Genomic DNA, 20,139 nt, shown 5'->3' on the forward strand with positions numbered 1-20,139 from the left:
CTACGAGTAGAGCCGGAAATGGTCAGCCTGCCGTGATCCCGGTGATCAGGGTTTGATCGGCGCCGGTCCGCGTGGTGATGAACTGGGTGAAGGTGTTCGTCTCCTCGCCGGGAAACTGCTGGGTCAGCCGGACTTCCCACCGATCCTGTCCGGCGGGACTGTCCCCCGCACGGGTGATCTGCACGCAATAGCGGGTACCGGCCGGCACCTGGTTGATGCCGCGCTGGATCTGCTCGGCGGGCGCCACCGCCGCGTCCGGCGCGACCACAGCACGGGCTCGGTACCCGGAACGCTCGGCGTAATAGGCGTACTCGAAGGCGAGGATGGCATCGGGGCCGTTGCCGGTGCCGCCCGGGTCGGTGCCGGAGACGACGTCGGGTGTGCGCCGTTGCTCGCATCCCGGCGTCGCGATGGCCCACGGCGGCTTGGCCCACGTCGTGGACGTCGAGGTGAACTGAGCGGAACCGGGCGCGCGTGCGGGTGACGTCGCCGCCGTGCGCGTCTTCGTGTCGGAACCGTAGACGATGGTCAGGCCGATCGAGACGGTGACGACCGCGATACCGAGCACGATCAGCACGGTCAGCGACCGGTTGCCGCGCGGCTGATCCCCGTTCCGCCGGGGATGGCGCACCGGAGTGCCAGGGTGGATGCCCGATCGGTTGATGATCGCGGGCACCTTGACATTGCTCTGTTCGGCGGTGGGTGGTTCCGGCTCGGCGGGCGCGCTGGCCTGCGGGACAGGCATTTCCGGCTGCTGTCCGGCGGGTGCGACCGGGTCGAGCCATTCTTCCCACTCGCCGAAGCGCGGCCGCGTGCTCTCCTTGTCCGGCGCACGCGGCGGCTCCGCGGCCGCGAATTCCGGTTCGCGCCGGCGAATCATCTTGCGGCGGCCGTGCGGACGACGCCGTTTCGACGGCTTGGCCACCGGAATGCGCAGCATCGGCAGACCCGTGTCGAACGGATTGTCTTGGCTCGCAGCCTGACTGGGATGCTCCCGGTCAGGGGGCGTCATCGTCGAATTCGCCCAGCACCGGCACCACCGCCGTCACTGCGGAGGGAATGGTCACACCGAGCTGGCCGTCGCGCGGCTTGTGTTCCTGGTCGTTACCGGCCGGAGGCGGCGCCGGTGGCAGCATCATGCCGCCGGTCTGACCTGGATGGCCAGGGTGGTCCGGACGGCCCGCGGGCGCGGGCTGGTCGAAGGCGGGTGGTGCTCCGGCGGGCGCGGGCCTGCTCTCCGGCTTCGGCGCGTCCGATCGAGCGGTTGAATTGTTCGGCGAGAGCACCGAATTGTTGCCGCTGGAAGAGGGCTTGTCCTGCGACCCGCCGAAGTCGAACAGCTTCGAGGAGTTTTTCGACTCGTCGCCGTTCGTGCCGGAGTTCGTGGTGGAGCCGGGGTTGATCAGCTCCGGAATCGCCTTGTCCGCCGACGCCGCGACGGTGTCGATGGTGTGCATGCCGACCTCGGCGATCTTGTCGATGATATGCGTGCCGATATCGACGCCCGCGTTGATGGCCGTGCTGCCCAGCTGCACCCCCGCGGCGATGAGCTGCTGCTGCAACTGGAGTTGCGCGGCCATGGCCGGGTCCATCGGCTGCGTGGTGGCCGGTGTGGTGGTGCCGGGGACGAAGTGCCCTGTGGTGCCGGGCTGTACGGTCCCGCCCTGTGCGACGCCGGATGGCGCGGTCACCGTGAGCGGTCCCATTTCATCGAGTCTTCTGGTGTGGTCTGTCATTTCGGTGCGCGCCGCGGTCACCGTGGTGATGGCGTCGCGCAGCGCCTGGGTGGCGCGCGCGATGACGGCGTCGGTCTCCGGCGCCGAACTCGCGTTGTCCAGGATCTCGCGCGCGTCGCGCCGGAACTCCGCGATGATCTGGTCGACGCGCTGGGCCGCGCGCCCGGAGGTCGCGTGTGCGTCGGCGAGGACGGACAGGTAGGCGGGACCGCGATCGGAGATATCGCCGATCTGGGTTTGCGTCGTGCGCAGCGCGGGCACCGCTGCGTCGGCGCCGCGTGAGGTCCACGTCGACTCCAAGGCGTGTAAGCCTTCGCGGTGTGGACCTTCGGTGTCGGCCGCCTGCGTGGTGGCGGCCGAAAGCGCGCTGGTCGCAGCCGCATTCGGTACGCCGGCACCGGTGCCGAGCGAGGAGCGCAACGTCAGCAGTGGACGTACCAGTGCGGCGATGATCGGGGGATCGACGCCCGGTTCGGTGCTCGGTGTCCTGGGGGTCTCGGTCGTGGGCTGGGTGGCGTGCGAGCGTTTCCGCAGTCCCATCAGGCTTCTCATGCCAGTGCCTCCCCGGCCTGCGTGATGGCGCCCGCCGTGGCGGCGTCGACGCCCTGTGCCTGCTCGCTGTAACCGCGCAGGACCTGGCCGTATGCGCTGACCAATTGTCCCGCGGTGGACAGCGCTTGGGCGTGTTCGGACACGGCCGCGGTGAACCGCGCCGCGAATTCCGCGCCGACAAGCCCGAGGTCGGAAGCCAGCTGGTCCGGATTCACCGCGCCGGAGGCGACCGCCGCCGCCGACGCCAATTGTTTGGATACCGCGTCCGCGATCGCGGTGTAGGCGGCCACTGCCGCCGGGTCGAGCTCGAGCGTGTTCACTGTTCCCCTCCCGGATCCCAGTCTGTCGCTGCCGCGCCATGATTCACCGTCAAGCGTACTGTGCCGCCTCGCCACTGTGCGCCCGATCCTGGGTGGTCCGTTCCACCCGACGACGTGCCGGACGTCCGGTTCTCGATTCGCGGAGCACGGTCCGATCCCTCGGCGACAGCGGGCACGGTCGATCGACGGGCCCGTTCATGAACCCTTCCCGGACCGCTCGCCACTCCGGTGGACCGCGGTCACCTGCGCAAATGCGCGTATGTCGAGATTGTTATGGCAAACAACAAATTGACTGTTGTGCGCTGGGTCACAGTCGGATATGTTGCCGTGAACAACATTCGCTCCACTCCGACCGGCCGGAGCACTGCCCGGCCGGTGAATGAAAGGCCCACTCATGCGTAAGGGCATGTTCACCGCCGCGGCGTTATCGGTCGCGCTCATGGCCGCACTCACCGCTTGCGGCGACGACTCAGCGGATTCCGGGAAAGCGCAGATCGGCGTGATCCTCCCGGACAGCAAGACTTCCGCACGCTGGGAGACGGCGGACCGGAAGTACTTGCAGCAGGCATTCGACGCCGCCGGTGTCAAGGCGGATATCCAGAACGCCCAAGGCGACAAGAACGCCTTCCAGACCATCGCCGACCAGATGATCACCAACGGCGCCTCGGTGCTGGTGATGACCAACCTGGACAGCGGCACCGGCAAGGCCGTGATCCAGAAGGCGAAAGCGCAGGGCGTCACGGTGATCGACTACGACCGGCTGACGCTCGGCGGCGGCGCGCAGTACTACGTGTCCTTCGACAACGTGAAGGTCGGCACCCTGCTCGGCGAGGGCGTCGCGAAGTGCCTCACCGACCGCAACGCGGTGCGTCCGGTGGTCGCGTACCTGAACGGCGGGCCCACCGACAACAACGCGACCTTGCTGAAGACCGGCTACGACGGCGTGCTGAAGCCCAGGTTCGACGCGGGCCAATACCTGAAGGGCCCGGATCAGGCCGTCCCGGAATGGAACAACATCACGGCGGGCACCATCTTCGAGCAGATGCTCACCGGACGGCCGGACATCGCGGGCGTGGTCGCCGCGAACGACGGACTGGCCAACGCCGCGATCGCGGTGCTGAAGAAGCAGAAGCTCAACGGCCAGGTCCCGGTCAGCGGGCAGGATGCGACCGTCCAGGGCCTGCAGAACGTGCTCACCGGCGATCAGTGCATGACCGTCTACAAAGCGATCCGGCAAGAGGCGGAGGCGACCGCGAAACTCGCTGTCGCCCTGGCGAAGGGGGAACAGGGGACGACCAACGGCACGGTACGCGACCCGGAGTCGAACGCCGACGTTCCCTCCGTGCTGCTGGAACCGAAGCCGATCTACGCGCAGAACGTCAAGGACGTGGTGGCCGACGGCTACGTCACCAGAGCCGAGCTGTGTGCGGGCGAGTTCGCGAAACTCTGTGCGGACAACGGGATCTGATACCGCACGCCCCTTCCGCGGTTCGATGAGGGGACGGCGGAAGGGGCCCCACCCCTTATCGAGGAGAGCTACCCCATGCCCGAACTGCCGGTCATCGAATTACGGGGAGTACAGAAGAGTTTCGGCCCCGTCCACGTCCTGCACGAAGTCGCCTTCAGCGCCTATCCAGGCGAGGTCACCGCGCTTGTCGGCGACAACGGCGCGGGCAAGTCCACGCTGGTCAAGTGTATCGGCGGCACCCATCCGATCGACGCGGGCGAGTTCCTGTTCGAGGGCAGGCCGGTGCAGGTGCACAATCCGCGCGACGCGGCGGCGCTCGGCATCGAGATCGTCTACCAGGATCTCGCGCTCTGCGACAACCTGGACATCGTCCAGAACATGTTTCTCGGCCGGGAGCGCACACACGGCCTCGTCCTGGACGAGTACGTGATGGAAGAGCTCGCCATGAAGACGTTGGCGAGTTTGTCGGTGCGCACCGTCAAGTCGGTCCGTCAGCAGGTGTCGAGCCTGTCCGGCGGCCAGCGTCAGACGGTCGCCATCGCGAAAGCCGTGCTGTGGAACAGCAAAGTGGTGATCCTCGACGAGCCGACCGCCGCGCTGGGCGTCGCGCAGACCCAGCAGGTGCTCGAATTGGTTCGCCGGCTCGCCGACCAGGGCCTCGCGGTGGTGCTGATCTCGCACAACATGAACGACGTCTTCGCGGTGTCCGACCGGATCGCCGCGCTCTACCTGGGCCGGATGGCGGCCCAGGTCCGGACCTCCGACGTGACGCACGCGCAGGTCGTCGAATTGATCACGGCAGGCCGCAGCGGTGCGCTCGGTCTCGAAGCGAGCGGAGTCACCCGATGAACGCGGTAGCGACCCAGCAGCGACCGGCGGTGGCGCCGGTGTCCGACCTGGTGACCGGTTACGTCGGGCGGGTGCGCGGCGGCGACATGGGCGCGCTGCCGTCGGTGATCGCGCTCGTCGTGCTCTCGGCGGTCTTCTGGGCAGCGCGCCCGGTCTTCATGTCCGAGGCCAACTTCGCCAATCTGTTCACCCAGGGCGCCGCGATCGCGGTGATCGCGATGGGCTTGATCTTCGTCCTGTTGCTCGGCGAGATCGATCTGTCGGCCGGGTTCACCAGCGGGGTCTGCGCCGCTGTGCTCGCCGTGCTGCTCACCGACAAGGGATGGCCCTGGTATCTGGCGGTGGGGGTCTCGCTCCTCACCGGTGTGGCGATCGGACTCCTGATCGGCACGGTCGTGGTGAAGATCGGCATTCCGTCGTTCGTGGTGACACTGGCCGCGTTTCTCGCCCTCCAGGGCGTCGCCCTGAAAATCATGGACAACGGCCGCAATATCGCCATCCGCGACGAGACGATCGTGGCGATCGCGAACAAGAACGTGCCCCCGCTACTGGGCTGGGCGCTGTACGCGGTGCTCGTGACCGGGTTCGCGATCGTCCAGTACCGGAAGCTGCGGGCCCGCACGAAACTCGGGCTCACCGGAGCGACGGCGTCGGCGGTCGCGGTGCGCGTCGCGGTGCTGGCCGTCGTGGCGGGCGCGGCGGTGCTGGTGCTCAACGGCGAGCGCAGCCGTAATCCGGAGCTGCATTCGCTGACCGGGATGCCCATCGTGGTGCCGCTGATCGCCGCGCTGTTGCTGCTGTGGACGTTCCTGCTCGACCGCACCTCGTTCGGCAGGCACATCTACGCCGTCGGCGGGAACGCGGAGGCCGCCCGGCGGGCCGGCATCGCGGTGGACCGCGTGAAAATCACCGCCTTCGTGCTGTGTTCGACGATGGCGGCGGTCGGCGGACTGATCGCGGCCTCGCGGGCGAACTCCGTCGATCCGAATACCGGTGGCAGCGACGTGCTGCTCACCGCGGTCGGCGCGGCGGTGATCGGCGGCACCAGCCTGTTCGGCGGACGCGGGCGGATGCTGGACGCGGTGCTCGGCGCGGCGGTGGTCGCGGTGATCAACAACGGGATGGGGCTGATGGGCTACAGCGCGGGCACGAAATTCGTTGTGACAGGATTCGTGCTGCTTTTGGCCGCCGGAGTGGACGCGCTCTCCCGTAGGCGCGCACTCCAGCATCGATGAATCCCCTGTCCCGCGACGAAAGCCCGGTGAATGCGAGCAGCACCTTCTCCCGAGGAGATCCGCACGCGTAATCTCGCCACGTTGCTGCGGCACGTCCACCGCGACGGCGCCGTGTCGCGTGCGACCCTCGCCGAGCGAATGGGTTTGAACCGCAGCACCATCCTCGCCCTCACCACCGACCTGGCCGCCGCGGGTTTGGTGAGCGAGGAGCTACCCGGCCAGACCGGCCGGGCGGGCAGGCCCTCTCTGGTGGTGCGGCCCCGGGAGCGAGGCGTGTACGTCGTCGCGCTCGACGTCGGCGCGGACCGGCTCGCCGCCGCACGGGTCGGGCTGGGCGGTACGGTGCTCGATCGCAGCGAGACCGCCCGGCCCAGCGGCGCTTTCGACCCGGACGACGTGATCGCCGCGTTGGTGGGGATGGCCCGCGCGATGATCGATGCGGCCGCGGCGGATTCGGTCTGCGTCGGCGTCGGCGTCGCGTTCTGCGGCATGGTCCGGGAGGAGGACGGCGTCGTCCGGTACGGGCCCAACATCGGCTGGGTGGACGTCGCGTTCGGCGCGAAGATGACCGAGGAACTCGATCTCGGGCTCCGGGTCGCGGTCGGCAACAACGCCAACCTCGGCGCGCTGGCCGAACGCGAACGCGGGGTGGGCGAAGGCCTGGCGAATCTGATCTACCTGCACGGCGACGTCGGCATCGGCGGCGGCATCATCATGAACGGCGAGCTGCTCGGCGGCGAAGGCGGCTACTGCGGGGAGGTCGGGCACATGATCGTGAACCCGCGCGGGCGACCCTGCGCCTGCGGTTCCCGCGGTTGTTTCGAGGCCGAGACGGGCGAACTCGGGTTGATCTCGGCGGCGGGACGCACCGATCCGCCGGGGCAGGCGGCGGTCGAGGAGATCGTCGAGGCCGCCGCCCGCGGCGACGCGGCCGCCAGGGACGCGCTGCACCAGGTCGGCGAATGGCTCGGCTACGGCGTCGCCAACCTGGTCAACATCTTCAATCCGTCCATGGTGGTCTTCGGTGGCGTGCTGCGCGAAATCTATCTCGCTTCCGCGGCGCAGGTGCGCAGCCGGGTGGCGGTGAACGGCCTGCAGGCCGTCCGTGAACGGGTCCGGTTGCGCACCAGCGCACTCGGCGGCGACGCAACGCTGATCGGAGCCGCCGAACTGGCATTCACCGATGTGCTGACCGATCCGTTGCAGACGCTGGCCCGCACCGCCGCCGCTCGCGCCTGACGTTGCGTTCCGGGCCCGGTCCGTAGTGTGGCGTGCTCGTCCTCCGCGAGTTCCTGTCGACTCCGTCGGAGTTCAGTCGGTTTCGAGTGTCACCGGAAGCGCGGTCAAACCGTGGGCGCGCCATGAATCGCGGTAGGTCAGTTCGGTCTCGGAGATGGCGAGTCCTGCCTTCGGGTATCGCGCGAAGAATTCCGGGACGACGGCGTCCACGATGAGGTCGGCGGTCTGCGCGCCGAGACAATAGTGCGGTCCGCGACCGAACATGAGGCTCGGCCTGCCCGCGCGGGCGGGATCGGAGTCGGCGCCGAATATCGACAGCAGGACCGTGTCGCCGCGGGGGATGGTGTGGCCGCCGACGGTCAGATCGGTCACCGCGAAACGGCGAATGGCGAACGGGAGGGGGTTGGCTCGCTCCATCAGGTCGCGGCGGCGGGCTGACCAATCCGCCGCCGTGATGCCGCCCGAGCCGAGCAGTGCCGCGATCAGATTGCCACACAGGTGCACCGCGTTCTCCAAACCGGCCAGCATCATCAGGAAGGCGAGCGAAACAAGCTCGTCCTCGGACAACGTTCGGGCGTCGTCGGCGCGCAGCCATCCGCTGACCAGATCATCGCCCGGTGCGGCGCGCTTCGTGGCGACGAGATCGGTGAACGTCGCGGTCAGCCAGCCGATTGCCGCGACGAGCCGCCGACCGGATTCGGGTGACGCCGCGTCGAACGTCACCATGGTCGTGGCGGCGTCACGCAGGCCGGGGTGCAGATCTGCGGGCACACCGAGCAATTCGCCGATGACCAGGGCGGGTACCGGGACGCAGAGACGATCGAGGAGATCGACCGCTTCGCCCGGCGCCGCGTCCAGCGCGTCGAATGTCCGGTCGGCGATCCGGCGCACAACGGGCCGCAGGTTCGCGGCCGCGCCGCGCGAGAACGCGGGCGCGGCCAGCCGCCTGATCCGGCCGTGTTCGTCGCCGTCCATATTGAGCAGATTGCGATCCAGCGCTGGCGGCAGCGCGAAACCCGCGTAGCCTCCGCCGGAGTGCCGCTTGTCCAGGCTGAGCCGTTCGTCGGCGAGCAGGGCGGCTACCTCGTCGTATCCGGCGATCACCCAAACATGTTGCCCACCAGGAAGTTCGGCGTGCCGCACCGCGCCGCGCCAGCCCGCGTGCTCGTCCCGCCGTTCCCGCGCCGCCGTCCCGATCGTCCGCACCAACCCACCTCACTGCCGTCGTCCTCGAAGAATAAGCGGCCATCCGGCGTCGCTGGCGTGGGCTGTCGACGGACCTACGTCCGACTGTGTCCTTCCGCGGCCACGCTACTGCCGGTGCACGCCGTCGATGGACAATGCGGCTGTTTCCGGCTGCTGTGGTGGAGTGCATGTACCGGCGGCTTTGTCCGACTGCGCTCGCTTTTCGGCCGCTTCCGGTTTCGGTCCAGCGCACATTACCGCGGTACGTCCGAGTGTTCCGCGCTGCCTTTCGCTTCGATATGGCCCCGGCTGTGCAGCGGCAGCGTCCGACCGCGCGCCTTTGGCGGTGGGCACTGCGTGCCAGGGCCGGACGCCGACAGGTGCGCGGCGAGCAATCGCACGCGCACCCGTTGTTCGGCGGTGGTCTCGTCGGGATGGTGGATCTCGATGCTCAGCCGGTCGTCGAAGGTGCTGATGATGATGGTGCCGCTCGGCTGCTGGAGCCGGTGTCCGGTCTTGTCCGGCTTGCCGAGCATGATCGATCGGAAATCGGTGATCCGCAGCGCGTCCGGCACCCGTGGCCTGCGTACCCGGCCCCAGTTGGTGGCGAGCACGATTCCCGGCGCGCTCGGCGGAGGCCCTGCGGCGATCTCCGGGATGTGCAGCGGCGTCTGCTGCACGATGCCCGAGCCGATCCCGGCGCGCAACGCGTCGCTGATGCCGCGGGCCAACCCGACCAGCGTCGCACCGGGCGGCGGCACGAAATTCGCGAAGCCGAGGACGTTGGTGCCCTCGGTCATGCCGATCGGCGGCCGCACCCGGCTGCGCAGGTCGACCGAGTAGGTGTAGCTCAGCTCGGTCAGCGGCAGCCCGCGCAGTTCGGCCTCGGTGAGCAGGATCGCGGCGGAGGCGAGGCCGTTGATCGTGGTCTTCTCCCGGTGCCCGAGTTCGACCAGCGCCGCGGTCTGCTCCCGGGTCAGCCTGCAGCGGGCCGTGCGGGGCAGCTGGTAGTCGGGATCGTCGGCGGGGTTGATCTGAGCGACGCCGACGGGACGGGGCGGCAGCGCCGGCGTGTCGATCTTCTCGACGCCGCGCTCGCGCAGCAGGTCTTCCACCGACCGGGGGAATCCGCGCGCAGCGAGCTCGGGTAGGCAGCCCCGGGTGAGATCGGTGTAGCAGGACCACAGCTCGGCGAGCACGGCCAGCGAATGATAGGCGTCCGCGATGCTGTGGTGGGTCACCAAGGTGATCCCCGCTTTGTCGCCGTCGAGCACCACGCACAGCGCCCCGAGCGTTCTGCGCTGATCCAACCGGGCGCCGGTGAGCAACTGCTCGGGATCGCCGTCGGCGACCGAGATCTCCGGCGGCGCGCCCGGCGATTCGAGCAGCAGATGCCCGCCGAGCCCATCGGATTCCAGGCGGGCGGCGAGGATGGGCCTGGCGCGGACCACGGCCTCGAACGCGGCCGACAGCGCGGTGAGGTCCAGCCGACCGGCCACCCGGATCGAATAGCCGACGAGGACTTCGCTGTTGGCGAAGATCGCCTCGCTCGGCGCCAGCGGACGGATGACGGTTGCTGCGGTCATGTCGCTTCCTCCACCTGAGCCTGTCGGAGAGGCTAGTCCGAAGCCAGGACGCGCCAGGGTCTTTCGGCACCATCACCCTCTGCCCTCTATCGGGCAATCGAGCGGTGCTGTTTCGGATCGTTGCCACAACGACACCTGCTCGCGACCAAGCGTCGACGCCGACGCCCACGGATAGCTGGCCCGCGTCTAGAGTGATACTCTAGAGCCCTGCTCTAGAGGAGGCTGTCATGACTCGACTCGTCACCTACCGGCTCGATGGCGGTGTCGCCACGATCCCGCTGGACGACGGCAAGGCGAACGTGATGTCGGAGAACATGATTCGCGACATCGCGGCGGCGCTGGACCGGGCCGAGGAGGATCGGGCGGTCGTTCTGCTCACCGGGCGGCCCCGCATGTTCTCCGCCGGCTATGACCTGGCGACTTTCTCCCGCTCGATGGACGACGTCCGCCGGACCCTGCGCGCAGGCGGCAACCTCGTCCATCGGCTGCTCGGATTTCCGTTTCCCGTGGTCGCGGCGTGCCCGGGGCACGCGATCGCGCAGGGCGCGTTCACGCTGCTGGCGACGGACGTGCGCTTCGGCGTCGCGGGGGATTTCAAGGTGGGCCTCAACGAGGTCGCGATCGGATTGACCATTCCGCACTACGGTGTGGAAGTAGCTCGGCATCGGCTCACCGCGCCGGGATTCGACCGGGCCGCGAACACCGGAATCCTGATCGGTCCGGAGGAGGCACGGGAATGGGGATTCCTCGATGTGCTCGTCGCCGACGCGGACGAACTGCACGCGCGCGCCACGGCCGAAGCGCACCGGTTGACCGGAATCGACCTGGGGGCGCACGTGGGGACCAAGCTGCGGGTGCGCGCCCAAGTGCTCGCGGCGGTGCGGTCCGGGATCGATTCCGAGTTCGGGGTATAAATGGCCGTTGACACCCGCGAGCGGATCTTGGCCGAGGCTACCGAACAGCTTCTGGCCAAGGGCTATCCGGCGTTCACCGTGGCGGGCGTGCGCGACCGGCTCGGCTTGTCCAGTGGCAGCATGTTCCACGCGTTCGGTTCCAAGGCAGAACTCGCGGCCGCGGTCTACGTCTCCGGCATGCTCGACTATCAGCGCGCGGTGCTCGACCGCCTCGACGCTCCGGGCGTAGACGCCGAGCAGGCGATCCGCGCGATGCTCGATGCTCATCTCGGCTGGGTGGAAGATCATCGCGACCTCGCCCGCTTCCTGTTCGCCACCCTGCCGGACGAGGTTGCGCATGCCGCGGAACCCGAACTGGCCCAGCACAATCGGGTCTTTTTCGCCGCGTTGGAGCGCCGGTACCGAGAATTGCTCGGCGAGGTGGACGTGGGTGATCACGGCTATCCGGTGGCGCATGCTATCTGCGTCGGACCGGCGCAGGAGTACTGCCGCCAATGGGTGCGCGGACGCGTCACCGCGCCTCCGCGCACGCTGGCACCGACCTTTCAGGAGGCCGCCGTCGCCGCCCTCGCGGCGCTGACGCGATAGCCGGTCGGGAACCACGCGGCTGAGGCGCGAACGGTGGCAGCATGTTTCAGCAGTCGAGGGTAGGTGTCGCCGCCGGATCGACGTGGTCGACAGGGTGCGCGGAGCAAGAGCGCGCAGGCCGATTGCGCGTCTTGTCTGCGAGAGCCGCCGTGTCTTGCTGATGGTTGTCGGACTCGGCGCTGTGACAGCAAGACTCGCGACTGCGCCGGTTCGGCACGCGTTGGTGGGCATCGCGGGCGGCGGAAGTCGCTACCCGCGCGGCCGGATGTCCAGACCGGTTGCGCACGGGCGGTACGTGATCGACAGTGGTTGTCGAGTCAGGGGTGCGGCGACGGGAGGCCACCATGGACCGCGCGGACGTGGTTGTCGTCGGTGCAGGGTACGCAGGGCTGTGCGCGGCGCGTGCGTTGCGGGCGGCCGGGCGGGACGTCGTCGTCCTGGAAGCCGCTGACCGGGTCGGCGGCCGGACGCTCACCGCGCGGGTCGGCGACGGATGGGCGGTGGACCTCGGCGGACAGTGGATCTCGGGCGCGCACACCAGGTTCGCCGCGCTGGCCGAGGAGTACGGCGCCGCGACATATGCACCGCCGACCGGGGTCGACTTATTGGTCGAAGGCGTGGTCCGGCGGCCGTTCACCGGCGCGCGTCCGCCATTGCCCACGCTCGTCCTGGTGGTGCTGGCCCAGGCGATGTGGCGGCTGGAACGCATGGCCGCCCGCGTGGATCTCGCGCGCCCGTGGACCACGCCCGGCGCGGATCGCCTGGACGCGATGACGGCGGCGACCTGGTTGCGCCGGAATCTGCCCGAGCGGCGCGCCCGGCACCTGGCCGAGGTGATGATCGGCGAAGAACTGTGCGTCGATGTCGGCAGCGTCTCGATGCTCGGCTTGCTGACCACGATCCGTTCGGCCGGCGGCGTCGAGGCCGGGATCACGGCCCAGACGGTGACCCGGCTGTTCGTCGACGGAGCCGACGCGCCCGCGCTGGCCATCGGTGCGGAATTGGGCCAGGCGCTGCGTCTCGGCGCTGCCGTCACGTCGATCCGGCAGCAGGCCGACGGGGTCCAGGTCGGCGGGGCATTCGGTGACGTGCACGCCGAACACGTGATCGTCGCGGTGCCACCGGCCATCGCCGGACGCATCGCCTACGATCCGCCGCTGCCCGGGGCCCGTGACCAATTGACCCAGCGCGTGCCGATGGGGTCGGTGCTGAAATCCTTCGCGGTCTACGAGCGGCCGTTCTGGCGCGACGACGGGCTCACCGGCCAATCGCTGAATCCGCACGATCCGGTGCCGGTGACCTTCGACGCCACCCGCCCCGGCGGGCCGGGCGTGCTCGGCGCGCTGGTTCCCGGTCGGGCCGCACAGCGGCTCGCCGCGCTGCCCGCGTCCGAGCGACGCGTCATGATCGTCGGTTCGCTCGTGCGCGCCTTCGGCCACGCGGCCCGCGACCCGATCGAGTGGCACGAAAAGATCTGGGCCGACGACCCGTACACCCGCGGCGGCTACGGCGCCTACTTCCCGCCGGGCGTGCTGACCACCTTGGGCTCGGCGCTGCGGCAACCGGTCGGAGCGATCCACTGGGCAGGCAGCGAAACCGCCACGGAATGGTCGGGCTACATCGAGGGAGCGATCCGCTCCGGCGAGCGAGCGGCGGCCGACGTACTGGCGGTACATCGATCCGTGACCGCGGCGTGATCGTCCGGGTAGCCCGAATGCTGGCTCGGGCCGAGGCCGAGGGACCAGAATGAAGGGGTGTTCCAGCGGATCGTGGTGGGCTACGACGACTCACCCGGCGCCCGAGCCGCCTTGACGATGGCGCTCGACCTGGCGGCGGTGCACCGTTCCGCGCTCACCGTGGTGGCCGTCGAAGAGTATCTGCCGCACTACGGTCCGGTGGTCGGCGAGATCGAGGACGAACGCTCGATCGGACAGCAGGCCTGCCGACGGTGGCTCAACGCCGCCGCCGCGGTCGCCGAACAGCGCGGCATCGCGGTGCAGGCGGAGATCCGCGCGGGTCAGGCCGCGCGGGAACTGGCTACCGCCGCCGAGGAACACGATGCCGACCTGCTGATTCTCGGGCGCAGCGGGCACTCGGGCATCTGGGGCCGATTCATGGGCAGCACCGCGGAGAAGGCCGCCAGGCACGCGGGCTGCTCGGTTCTCGTCGCGCACGACGGCGACGGGCATGAGCAGCGGTGAGCATGCGTGGGATCCGGCTTCGGCGCGCCCGCGAACTCCGGTGCCGCTACTCGGGTCGCGTCGCCGGTTGACTATCCTGGCGTCCACGCGGCGGTGGGGCTCGCCGCTCCGGTCATCCGGAACAACCGCGGCATTCGTCGCCGACAGTCCCTACCCGAACACCACACCCGTTCGTGTAGGAGACATCTATGACCGGTGAACTGACCGAAGAACCGATCGAGATCGATACCCTCGCGCGTAATCGCGCTCCATGGCGGGACTTCTGGCGCACCCACGGTGTGGTACTGCTGGTCATCGCCGCGGGCGGCGCGATCGGCGCGCTGGCTCGGTATGGTCTCGCCCAGGGGTTGCCGCCACCCTGGACACTTTCCCATGGCCACATTCGTCACCAATGTCAGCGGTTGCTTTCTGATCGGCGTCCTCATGGTGGCGGTCACCGAGATCTGGGCGGCGCATCGGCTGCTGCGCCCTTTTCTCGGCGTGGGCGTCCTCGGCGGATTCACCACCTTCTCCACCTACGCCAACGAGATCCGCGGTCTCCTCCAGCCCGGCACCATCGCCGTCGCCTTCGCTTACTCGGCGGGCACGTTGATCTGTGCTCTGCTTGCCACGGCCGCGGCGATGTGGCTCACCCGGGCCGGGTACGAGCGTCTGCGCCGCGCGCGGGTGCGGTCGGCATGAGCGCCGGGCGCGATGTCGCGCCTCGGGTAACCGCCGAGAGGCTGAGTGCCGAGTTCGGCGGCGGTGCGGGTGGCCAGTTGAGGATCGCGTATGTCGAGGAGGGCACAGCGTGAGCGTGCTGCTCGTTCTCATGGGCGGTGCGATCGGAGCGCCGCTGCGGTACCTCATCGACCGCGCGGTACAGGATCGCCGCGACAGCCTGTTCCCGTGGGGCACATTCCTGGTCAACCTGATCGGCTGCCTGGTGCTCGGTGGGCTCAGCGGCGCGGGGACCGCGCTGGCGACGCCGCTGTTCGTCTTGCTCGGCACCGGATTCTGCGGAGCACTGACCACCTACAGCACCTTCAGCTACGAAACAGTGCGGCTGGCGGAGCGCGGCGCCTATTTCTACGCGGCGATGAACGTCGTGGTCGGCGTGGCCGCCGGGCTGGCCGCCACCGTATCCTCCTACGCTCTGGTGCATGCCATGTTCGGCTGACGAAACGTTGCCGGCGCAGACGTGTGAACCGTCGAGGAGCGCGTGTGGTCATCTTCTTGCAGCGCTGGCAAAGCCGTTTGTGACGTGATCCAGGTCACTCGGTTGGTTCACCACTAGCCCGTCGGGCTGCGTTAAGCTGACCCAGACTAATGCAGATATGCGCATACATTACGGTGACGGGAAGGGGTTGGGTCGATGGGACACGAGCACGGGCATGGCCACGCACACGGACACGGGGTATCCCGTGACGCCGACCGCAGATGGCTGACCGTCGCGCTCGCCCTGATCGCCGGATTCATGGCGGTCGAGGTCGTGATCGGTGTGCTGGCGAATTCGCTGGCGCTGCTGTCCGACGCGGCGCACATGCTCACCGACGCCGCGGCCATCGTGCTCGCGCTCGCCGCGATCCGGCTCGCCGCCCGTCCCGCGAACGGCAAGTACACCTACGGCTACAAGCGTGCCGAGATCCTCTCGGCACAGGCCAATGGTGTCACGCTGCTCGTGCTGGCGGGCTGGCTCAGCTACGAGGCGGTGCGGCGTCTGCTGGAGCCGCCGGAGGTGACCGGCGGGCTCGTGCTGGTGACCGCGTTGGCGGGTGTCGCGGTCAATGTCGCGGCCACCTGGGCGATCAGCAAGGCCAACCGGTCCAGCCTCAACGTCGAGGGGGCCTTCCAGCACGTGCTCAACGACCTCTACGGATTCATCGCCACCGCCGTGGCCGGCCTCGTCGTGCTGACCACCGGATTCGCCAGGGCGGACGCGATCGCCACGCTGGTCGTCGTCGCCCTCATGGTCAAGGCGGGGCTCGGGCTGGTGCGCGAATCCAGCCGGATCTTCTTGGAGGCGGCACCCGCGGGTGTGGATCCGGATGTGCTCGGGCGCAGGCTCGTCGACATCGAGGGCGTCGACGAGGTGCACGACCTGCACGTCTGGCAGATCACCTCCGGCGACATCGCGCTGTCGGCGCACGTGCTGGTCCGCCCGGGCGCCGACTGCCACGGGCTGCGTCAGCGGATCGAGCGGCTGCTCGACCACGATTACGGCATCACCCACACCACATTGCAGGTCGACCACAGTCACGGCGTCACCTCCTCGGCGGCCCCGGCCGCGCAGCGCCTCCTTCCGGTGCTGGATGGCCATTGCGACGACGCTCACGGTCCGGTGCACCGCGACCGTCCGTCGTCCGCGGCAGGTATCAGCGCCCCCTGACCTACCGCACACCACGCGCGTGGACTATGGCGGGCGGAATGTCGCGCAGCACCGGAAGACGTTCGAACAGCGGCAGACTCACCGCGAGCGGCCCGCGGGAAGGTCCGAAGGACGAGACGGTCACCTCGGCCACCCGCGGGCTCCACTCGTGCAGCAGCCGGGTCACCCGGCTGCGCTGGACGCCCCACGGCATCGGCGGAGCGGTGTAGTGCGACGTCTTGCCGAACCCCCGGAGAGTCTTGCGGGAGAACCACGGCGGGATTATGTCGAACATCAACTCCACGCCCGGCAGGCGGTCGAAGATCGTGGCGCACAGGCGCCGCACGTCGTTGGGCTCGAAGTACATGAACAGTCCCTGCGCCGTGACGAACACGCCGCGGTCGGTGTCCACCTCGTCGAGCCAGGCGGGATCGAGTGCGCTGATCGGCAGGTGGCGGCAGCGCGCGCTCGGCGGCAGGAATCGTTCCCGCAGCGCGATGCCTTCGGGGACGTCCACGCACAGCCAGCGCACCTGTCCGTCGTCGCACCGCTGGAACTGGGTCTCCAACCCGGAGGCGAGCTCGACGACGGTCCCGCCGGGGTGCGCCGCCAGCCAGGGGCGCAGCCCCTGGTCGAAGCGCAGCGACCGGACCGCGTGCGTGCCGTCGGGAGCGCCGAACGCCCGCTCGTAGTCGTAGTCGAGTGCGTCGAAGATCCGGACGCAGTCCGGGTCGCGCAGGATGCCGTCCGCCCGTTTCGCTTCCGACGCTCGGTTGTAGAGCGTCCACAGCATTGTCTCCGGGACTCCCGCCAATTGGACGTTCATGGTTTCGTCCTCCCCGGCCTTCGGCCGCCTACATAATGAAAACCAAATTCAACTAAGCCTAACCTAATTCTGCTTGGTCAGCGATGCAGGCGAGGGAACGGCTGCTCGGACTCCACCAGGTAGGCCAATTCCAGCAAGGTGCGTTCGTTGCCCCGGGTGGCGGCGAACTGGACGCCGATGGGGAGCCCGGCGGTGGTGCGGCCCGCCGGAACCGTGATGGCGGGTGTTCCGGTGATGTTGTTGATGGGGGTGAAGCAGACGTAGGCGCGCAGCCGGTCGATCAGTTCGTCGAATGGCACGGTCGGACTGAGGTACCCGAGTTCCGGAGTGGTGTGGCCGAGCGCTGGGAGCAGCACCGCGTCGTAGGGGCCGAGCGCCCGCTCGTACGTGGCGGCCGCCGCGCGTAGTCGGTAGAGCGTCAGCGGAGCGTGCAGGGCCCGGCGCAGGAAGAGGCCGCGCAGGCCGATGGTCAGATCGTCCACGCGCCGCGCGTCGAAACGCCGATCGAGCAGCTTTCCCGTCGTGGTGATCGCTGCCGCGAGCAGCGCCCAATAGTGCAGGAAGGCGTTTTCGATCGCCACGTCGAACGGCAGCCGCACAGGCTCGACCGAATGACCACTGGATTCGAGGGTGCGGGCCACCTTTTCGACGGCATCCCGGGTCGGACCGGCCGCGAGCGGCCCCGCGATGTTGTCGAGCACGAGCGCGATCCGCATCCGCCGGGTCGCGGGCCCTTCGACGCGGCCGATCGGCCGCAGTGCGGGGTTGCGCCAATAGCGCTCGGCGGCAGCGGCATACGCCGCCGTATCGCGCACCGTTCTGGTCAGCACTCCCTCGCTGACGATGTCGATCGGCAGCGTACGTGCCAGCCCCGACGCGACGTGTCGTCCACGGCTCGGCTTCAAACCGACCAATCCGGCACAGGCGGCCGGAATGCGGATCGACCCGCCGCCGTCATTGCCGTGCGCGATCGGAACGACCCCGGCCGCCACCAGTGCGGCCGCCCCGCCGGACGACCCGCCCACCGAAAACCCGGTGTGCCACGGATTGCGCGTGGGCGGGGCGTGCGGCGGCTCGGTACTGGCGTTGAAGCCGAACTCGGGCATGGCGCTCTTGCCGAGCACGGTCAGGCCCGTGCTGAGGAACTGCCGGGTGTAGCCGCTGTGCGCCCGGGCGGGTGTGGCGTGGAAGGCCGCGGTGCCCTGATTGGTCGGCATGCCCGCGACATCGGTGTTGTCTTTGACGAACGTGGGCACGCCGTAGAAGGCGCCGGTCCGCTCGGCGGGGATCAGCGGTTTCGCGTAGCTCGGGTAGGCGACCGCGGCCAGCCGCTCGACCTGGTGGGCGCGCGCCACCGCGGCGTCGGCGAGTTCGCGCGGCGAGACCGCTCCGTCGCGCACCAGCGCGGCGAGTGCGACCGCGTCGTGCTCGCCGAGCGCGTCGTCGCCGAAGGCGTGGACGCGCGTGGGTAGCGGAATATGAGCGCCGGCGGTCATGTACCGAATCTAGTCTGTGCACCAGGTCCTCCAGATCAGAAAGGACAGCAGGTGCCAGCGACACATCCGGATCCGGTGCCGCCGAAGGGCCGTGTCGGCACACAGCCGTTCGCTCTGCCACCCGCGGGCAGACGGTGGAGCCCGGCACTGCGTGCCGCCGTGGCGTTCGCCTTCCCCGCCGCGCTCGTCACCGGACTCGGCAATCCGGAGGCGGCGGTGTTCGTCATCTTCGGCGCCTTCGCCGTGCTCTACGGCGAGGGACGGCCGTTCCGGGTGCGCGGCCGGGTGGTGCTGGCGGCCGGTCTGGCGCTGCTCGCCTCGTGTGGCCTGGGTGGACTGGTCGGCGAACTGCTCACCACCGGATTCGGCGCTTCGCTGGTCATGGTGGTCGTGGTGTCGGCGGTCGCGGTGGTCGCCGTCTTCGTGATCGACGCGCTGCGGCTCGGTCCGCCGGGCGCGCTGTTCTTCGCATTGGTCTGCGCGGGCGCGATGAAAGCCGTGGAATCCGGCGCGTCGTTGGTGACACTGCTGCTCTGCACGGCATCCGGTGTGCTCGCTTCGATCATCGTTTCGATGGCCGGAATGCTTGGTGATCACCGCAAACCCGAACGCATGGCGGTCGAGGAGGCCGTGCGCGCGGTGGACGCGTATGTCGCGGCCAGGGAGACGGGCGGCTCCGCTATCGATCTACGTCACCGAGCCGGCGCCGCGATGGCCGACGCATGGGCCGCGGTCTACGACGGTGGCGTGCCGAGTGACCCCGGGGAAGCGACGCTGTTGGCCACCTTGCAGCGTGCGCGGCGCACGCTCGCCGGGTTCGCCCCCGCCGACGACACCGACGATCTGCTCGTCGATCCGTTGGTTTCGTTCGCCCGTCCGAGTGTGGGTTTCCGGCTGCGGCGTTCGCTGTCGTTCTCCTCGCATGCGGCGATCAGCGCGATGCGCGTCGCGGTGGGCTGCCTCGGCGCGGGTGCGCTCAGCGGGTGGCTGGGTCCGGAGCGGCCGCACTGGGCGGTGCTCAGCGCGCTGATCGTGTTGCAGACCGGGCCGGATCGGGTGCACGGGCAGGTGCGCGCCGTCCACCGTTTCGTCGGCACCGTCGTCGGCCTCGGCCTGTTCGCGCTCATCTACCAACTCGGGCCCACCGGCTATGCGCTGGTCGTGCTCATCGCCATGCTGCAGTTCTGCATCGAGCTGTTCGTCCCGCGCAACTACGCGCTGGCCGTCGTGTTCATCACCCCGGTCGCGCTGATCGCGGGCGGTGTCGCCACCACCGATGGACCGATCGGGCCGGTGATCCGGGATCGTCTGGTGGAGACGGTGCTCGGTGTCGTGGTGGCGGTGTTCGCGCTGTACTGCGTCGCGCCGCACGGGCATCGGCGCACCTTCCACTGGATGGAACGCCGCGCGGTCGCCGACGCCCGCGCTCTGCTCGGCAGGCTGCGACGCGAGCCGATGGACACCGAGGCGTGGATGCTGGTCCAGCGATTGCAATTCGAGCTGGTCGGCGTGGTCCGCAGCGGTATCGACTCGGCGACCGATGACCCTGAGTGGACCCGCGAGTACTGGCCGGAGCATGCCGCCCTCGCGCACTTCG

At 69.2% G+C, this 20,139-nt stretch carries 18 protein-coding genes and 1 pseudogene; 12 read left to right on the forward strand and 7 right to left on the reverse strand.

From position 1 onward, the window contains the following. Positions 1-22 precede the first annotated feature (22 nt). Genes ACWPXK_RS29270 through ACWPXK_RS29280 form a run of 3 tightly spaced genes read right to left on the reverse strand, consistent with a single transcriptional unit; the run spans position 23 to position 2,608 of the window. A complete protein-coding gene (locus ACWPXK_RS29270) occupies positions 23-1,012 on the reverse strand; it encodes a hypothetical protein (protein ID WP_454199390.1) in 990 nt (329 codons plus the stop codon). Further along, on the reverse strand, positions 999-2,288 hold the full coding sequence (locus ACWPXK_RS29275; RefSeq protein WP_454199391.1) for a hypothetical protein: 1,290 nt from the start codon (positions 2,286-2,288) through the stop codon (positions 999-1,001). Before ACWPXK_RS29275 ends, ACWPXK_RS29270 begins: the two co-directional genes overlap by 14 nt. Beyond that, the gene (locus tag ACWPXK_RS29280; protein ID WP_454199392.1) at positions 2,285-2,608 is read right to left on the reverse strand and encodes a hypothetical protein; all 324 of its coding nucleotides are present in this window, start codon (positions 2,606-2,608) and stop codon (positions 2,285-2,287) included. The genes ACWPXK_RS29275 and ACWPXK_RS29280 overlap by 4 nt, the downstream gene beginning before the upstream one ends. Positions 2,609-3,002: 394 nt before the next feature. Here ACWPXK_RS29280 and ACWPXK_RS29285 point away from each other — a divergent pair, with 394 nt between their 5' ends. The 4 genes from ACWPXK_RS29285 to ACWPXK_RS29300 all read left to right on the forward strand — a co-directional run bounded on the left by ACWPXK_RS29285 (position 3,003) and on the right by ACWPXK_RS29300 (position 7,399). Then, positions 3,003-4,076 carry a sugar ABC transporter substrate-binding protein gene (locus ACWPXK_RS29285; protein WP_454199393.1) on the forward strand — a complete coding sequence of 358 codons (1,074 nt, stop codon included), beginning with the start codon at positions 3,003-3,005 and terminating at the stop codon, positions 4,074-4,076. A 75-nt stretch (positions 4,077-4,151) separates the two neighbouring features. After that, positions 4,152-4,925 carry an ATP-binding cassette domain-containing protein gene (locus ACWPXK_RS29290; RefSeq protein WP_454199394.1) on the forward strand — a complete coding sequence of 258 codons (774 nt, stop codon included), beginning with the start codon at positions 4,152-4,154 and terminating at the stop codon, positions 4,923-4,925. Beyond that, positions 4,922-6,160 carry a sugar ABC transporter permease gene (locus ACWPXK_RS29295; RefSeq protein WP_454199395.1) on the forward strand — a complete coding sequence of 413 codons (1,239 nt, stop codon included), beginning with the start codon at positions 4,922-4,924 and terminating at the stop codon, positions 6,158-6,160. The genes ACWPXK_RS29290 and ACWPXK_RS29295 overlap by 4 nt, the downstream gene beginning before the upstream one ends. A gap of 30 nt (positions 6,161-6,190) precedes the next feature. After that, positions 6,191-7,399, forward strand: a complete 1,209-nt coding sequence (locus tag ACWPXK_RS29300) for an ROK family protein (protein ID WP_454199396.1) — start codon at positions 6,191-6,193, stop codon at positions 7,397-7,399. Between the two features lie 72 nt (positions 7,400-7,471). On the opposite strand, the gene ACWPXK_RS29305 is transcribed toward ACWPXK_RS29300, so the two are convergent. Beyond that, positions 7,472-8,605: a cytochrome P450 gene (locus tag ACWPXK_RS29305; RefSeq protein ID WP_454199397.1), complete on the reverse strand. Its 1,134-nt coding sequence runs from the start codon at positions 8,603-8,605 to the stop codon at positions 7,472-7,474. Between the two features lie 233 nt (positions 8,606-8,838). Next, complete coding sequence (locus tag ACWPXK_RS29310) at positions 8,839-10,170, reverse strand: phthiocerol/phthiodiolone dimycocerosyl transferase family protein (protein ID WP_454199398.1); 1,332 nt, start codon at positions 10,168-10,170, stop codon at positions 8,839-8,841. Between the two features lie 227 nt (positions 10,171-10,397). Here ACWPXK_RS29310 and ACWPXK_RS29315 point away from each other — a divergent pair, with 227 nt between their 5' ends. The 7 genes from ACWPXK_RS29315 (at position 10,398) to ACWPXK_RS29345 (ending at position 16,241) form a co-directional block, all read left to right on the forward strand. Then, positions 10,398-11,084 (forward strand): crotonase/enoyl-CoA hydratase family protein, encoded by a 687-nt coding sequence (locus ACWPXK_RS29315; protein ID WP_454199399.1) that lies wholly within the window; start codon positions 10,398-10,400, stop codon positions 11,082-11,084. Then, positions 11,085-11,672, forward strand: coding sequence for a TetR/AcrR family transcriptional regulator (locus tag ACWPXK_RS29320; protein WP_454199400.1), 588 nt, complete (start codon positions 11,085-11,087; stop codon positions 11,670-11,672). 344 nt (positions 11,673-12,016) lie between these two features. After that, entirely contained in the window at positions 12,017-13,369 is a 1,353-nt protein-coding gene (locus ACWPXK_RS29325) for a flavin monoamine oxidase family protein (protein WP_454199401.1), read from the forward strand. 57 nt (positions 13,370-13,426) lie between these two features. Then, on the forward strand, positions 13,427-13,873 hold the full coding sequence (locus tag ACWPXK_RS29330) for a universal stress protein (RefSeq protein ID WP_454199402.1): 447 nt from the start codon (positions 13,427-13,429) through the stop codon (positions 13,871-13,873). A gap of 372 nt (positions 13,874-14,245) precedes the next feature. Next, entirely contained in the window at positions 14,246-14,554 is a 309-nt protein-coding gene (locus ACWPXK_RS29335; protein ID WP_454199403.1) for a fluoride efflux transporter FluC, read from the forward strand. Between the two features lie 109 nt (positions 14,555-14,663). Continuing rightward, the gene (crcB, locus tag ACWPXK_RS29340) at positions 14,664-15,032 is read left to right on the forward strand and encodes a fluoride efflux transporter CrcB (RefSeq protein ID WP_454199404.1); all 369 of its coding nucleotides are present in this window, start codon (positions 14,664-14,666) and stop codon (positions 15,030-15,032) included. 195 nt (positions 15,033-15,227) lie between these two features. Continuing rightward, positions 15,228-16,241 carry a cation diffusion facilitator family transporter gene (locus ACWPXK_RS29345; protein ID WP_454199405.1) on the forward strand — a complete coding sequence of 338 codons (1,014 nt, stop codon included), beginning with the start codon at positions 15,228-15,230 and terminating at the stop codon, positions 16,239-16,241. A gap of 1 nt (position 16,242) precedes the next feature. Here ACWPXK_RS29345 and ACWPXK_RS29350 read toward each other — a convergent pair whose 3' ends face one another. Then, positions 16,243-17,046 (reverse strand): class I SAM-dependent methyltransferase, encoded by an 804-nt coding sequence (locus ACWPXK_RS29350; protein WP_454199406.1) that lies wholly within the window; start codon positions 17,044-17,046, stop codon positions 16,243-16,245. A 77-nt stretch (positions 17,047-17,123) separates the two neighbouring features. Next, entirely contained in the window at positions 17,124-18,542 is a 1,419-nt protein-coding gene (locus ACWPXK_RS29355; RefSeq protein WP_454199407.1) for an amidase, read from the reverse strand. Positions 18,543-19,481: 939 nt separating this feature from the next. Between ACWPXK_RS29355 and ACWPXK_RS29360 the strand changes: the two are divergent. Continuing rightward, a pseudogene (locus ACWPXK_RS29360) lies at positions 19,482-19,877 on the forward strand (FUSC family protein); the annotation flags it as partial. Positions 19,878-20,139: the final 262 nt, after the last annotated feature.

The sequence above is a fragment of the Nocardia sp. Marseille-Q1738 genome, assembly GCF_965283145.1.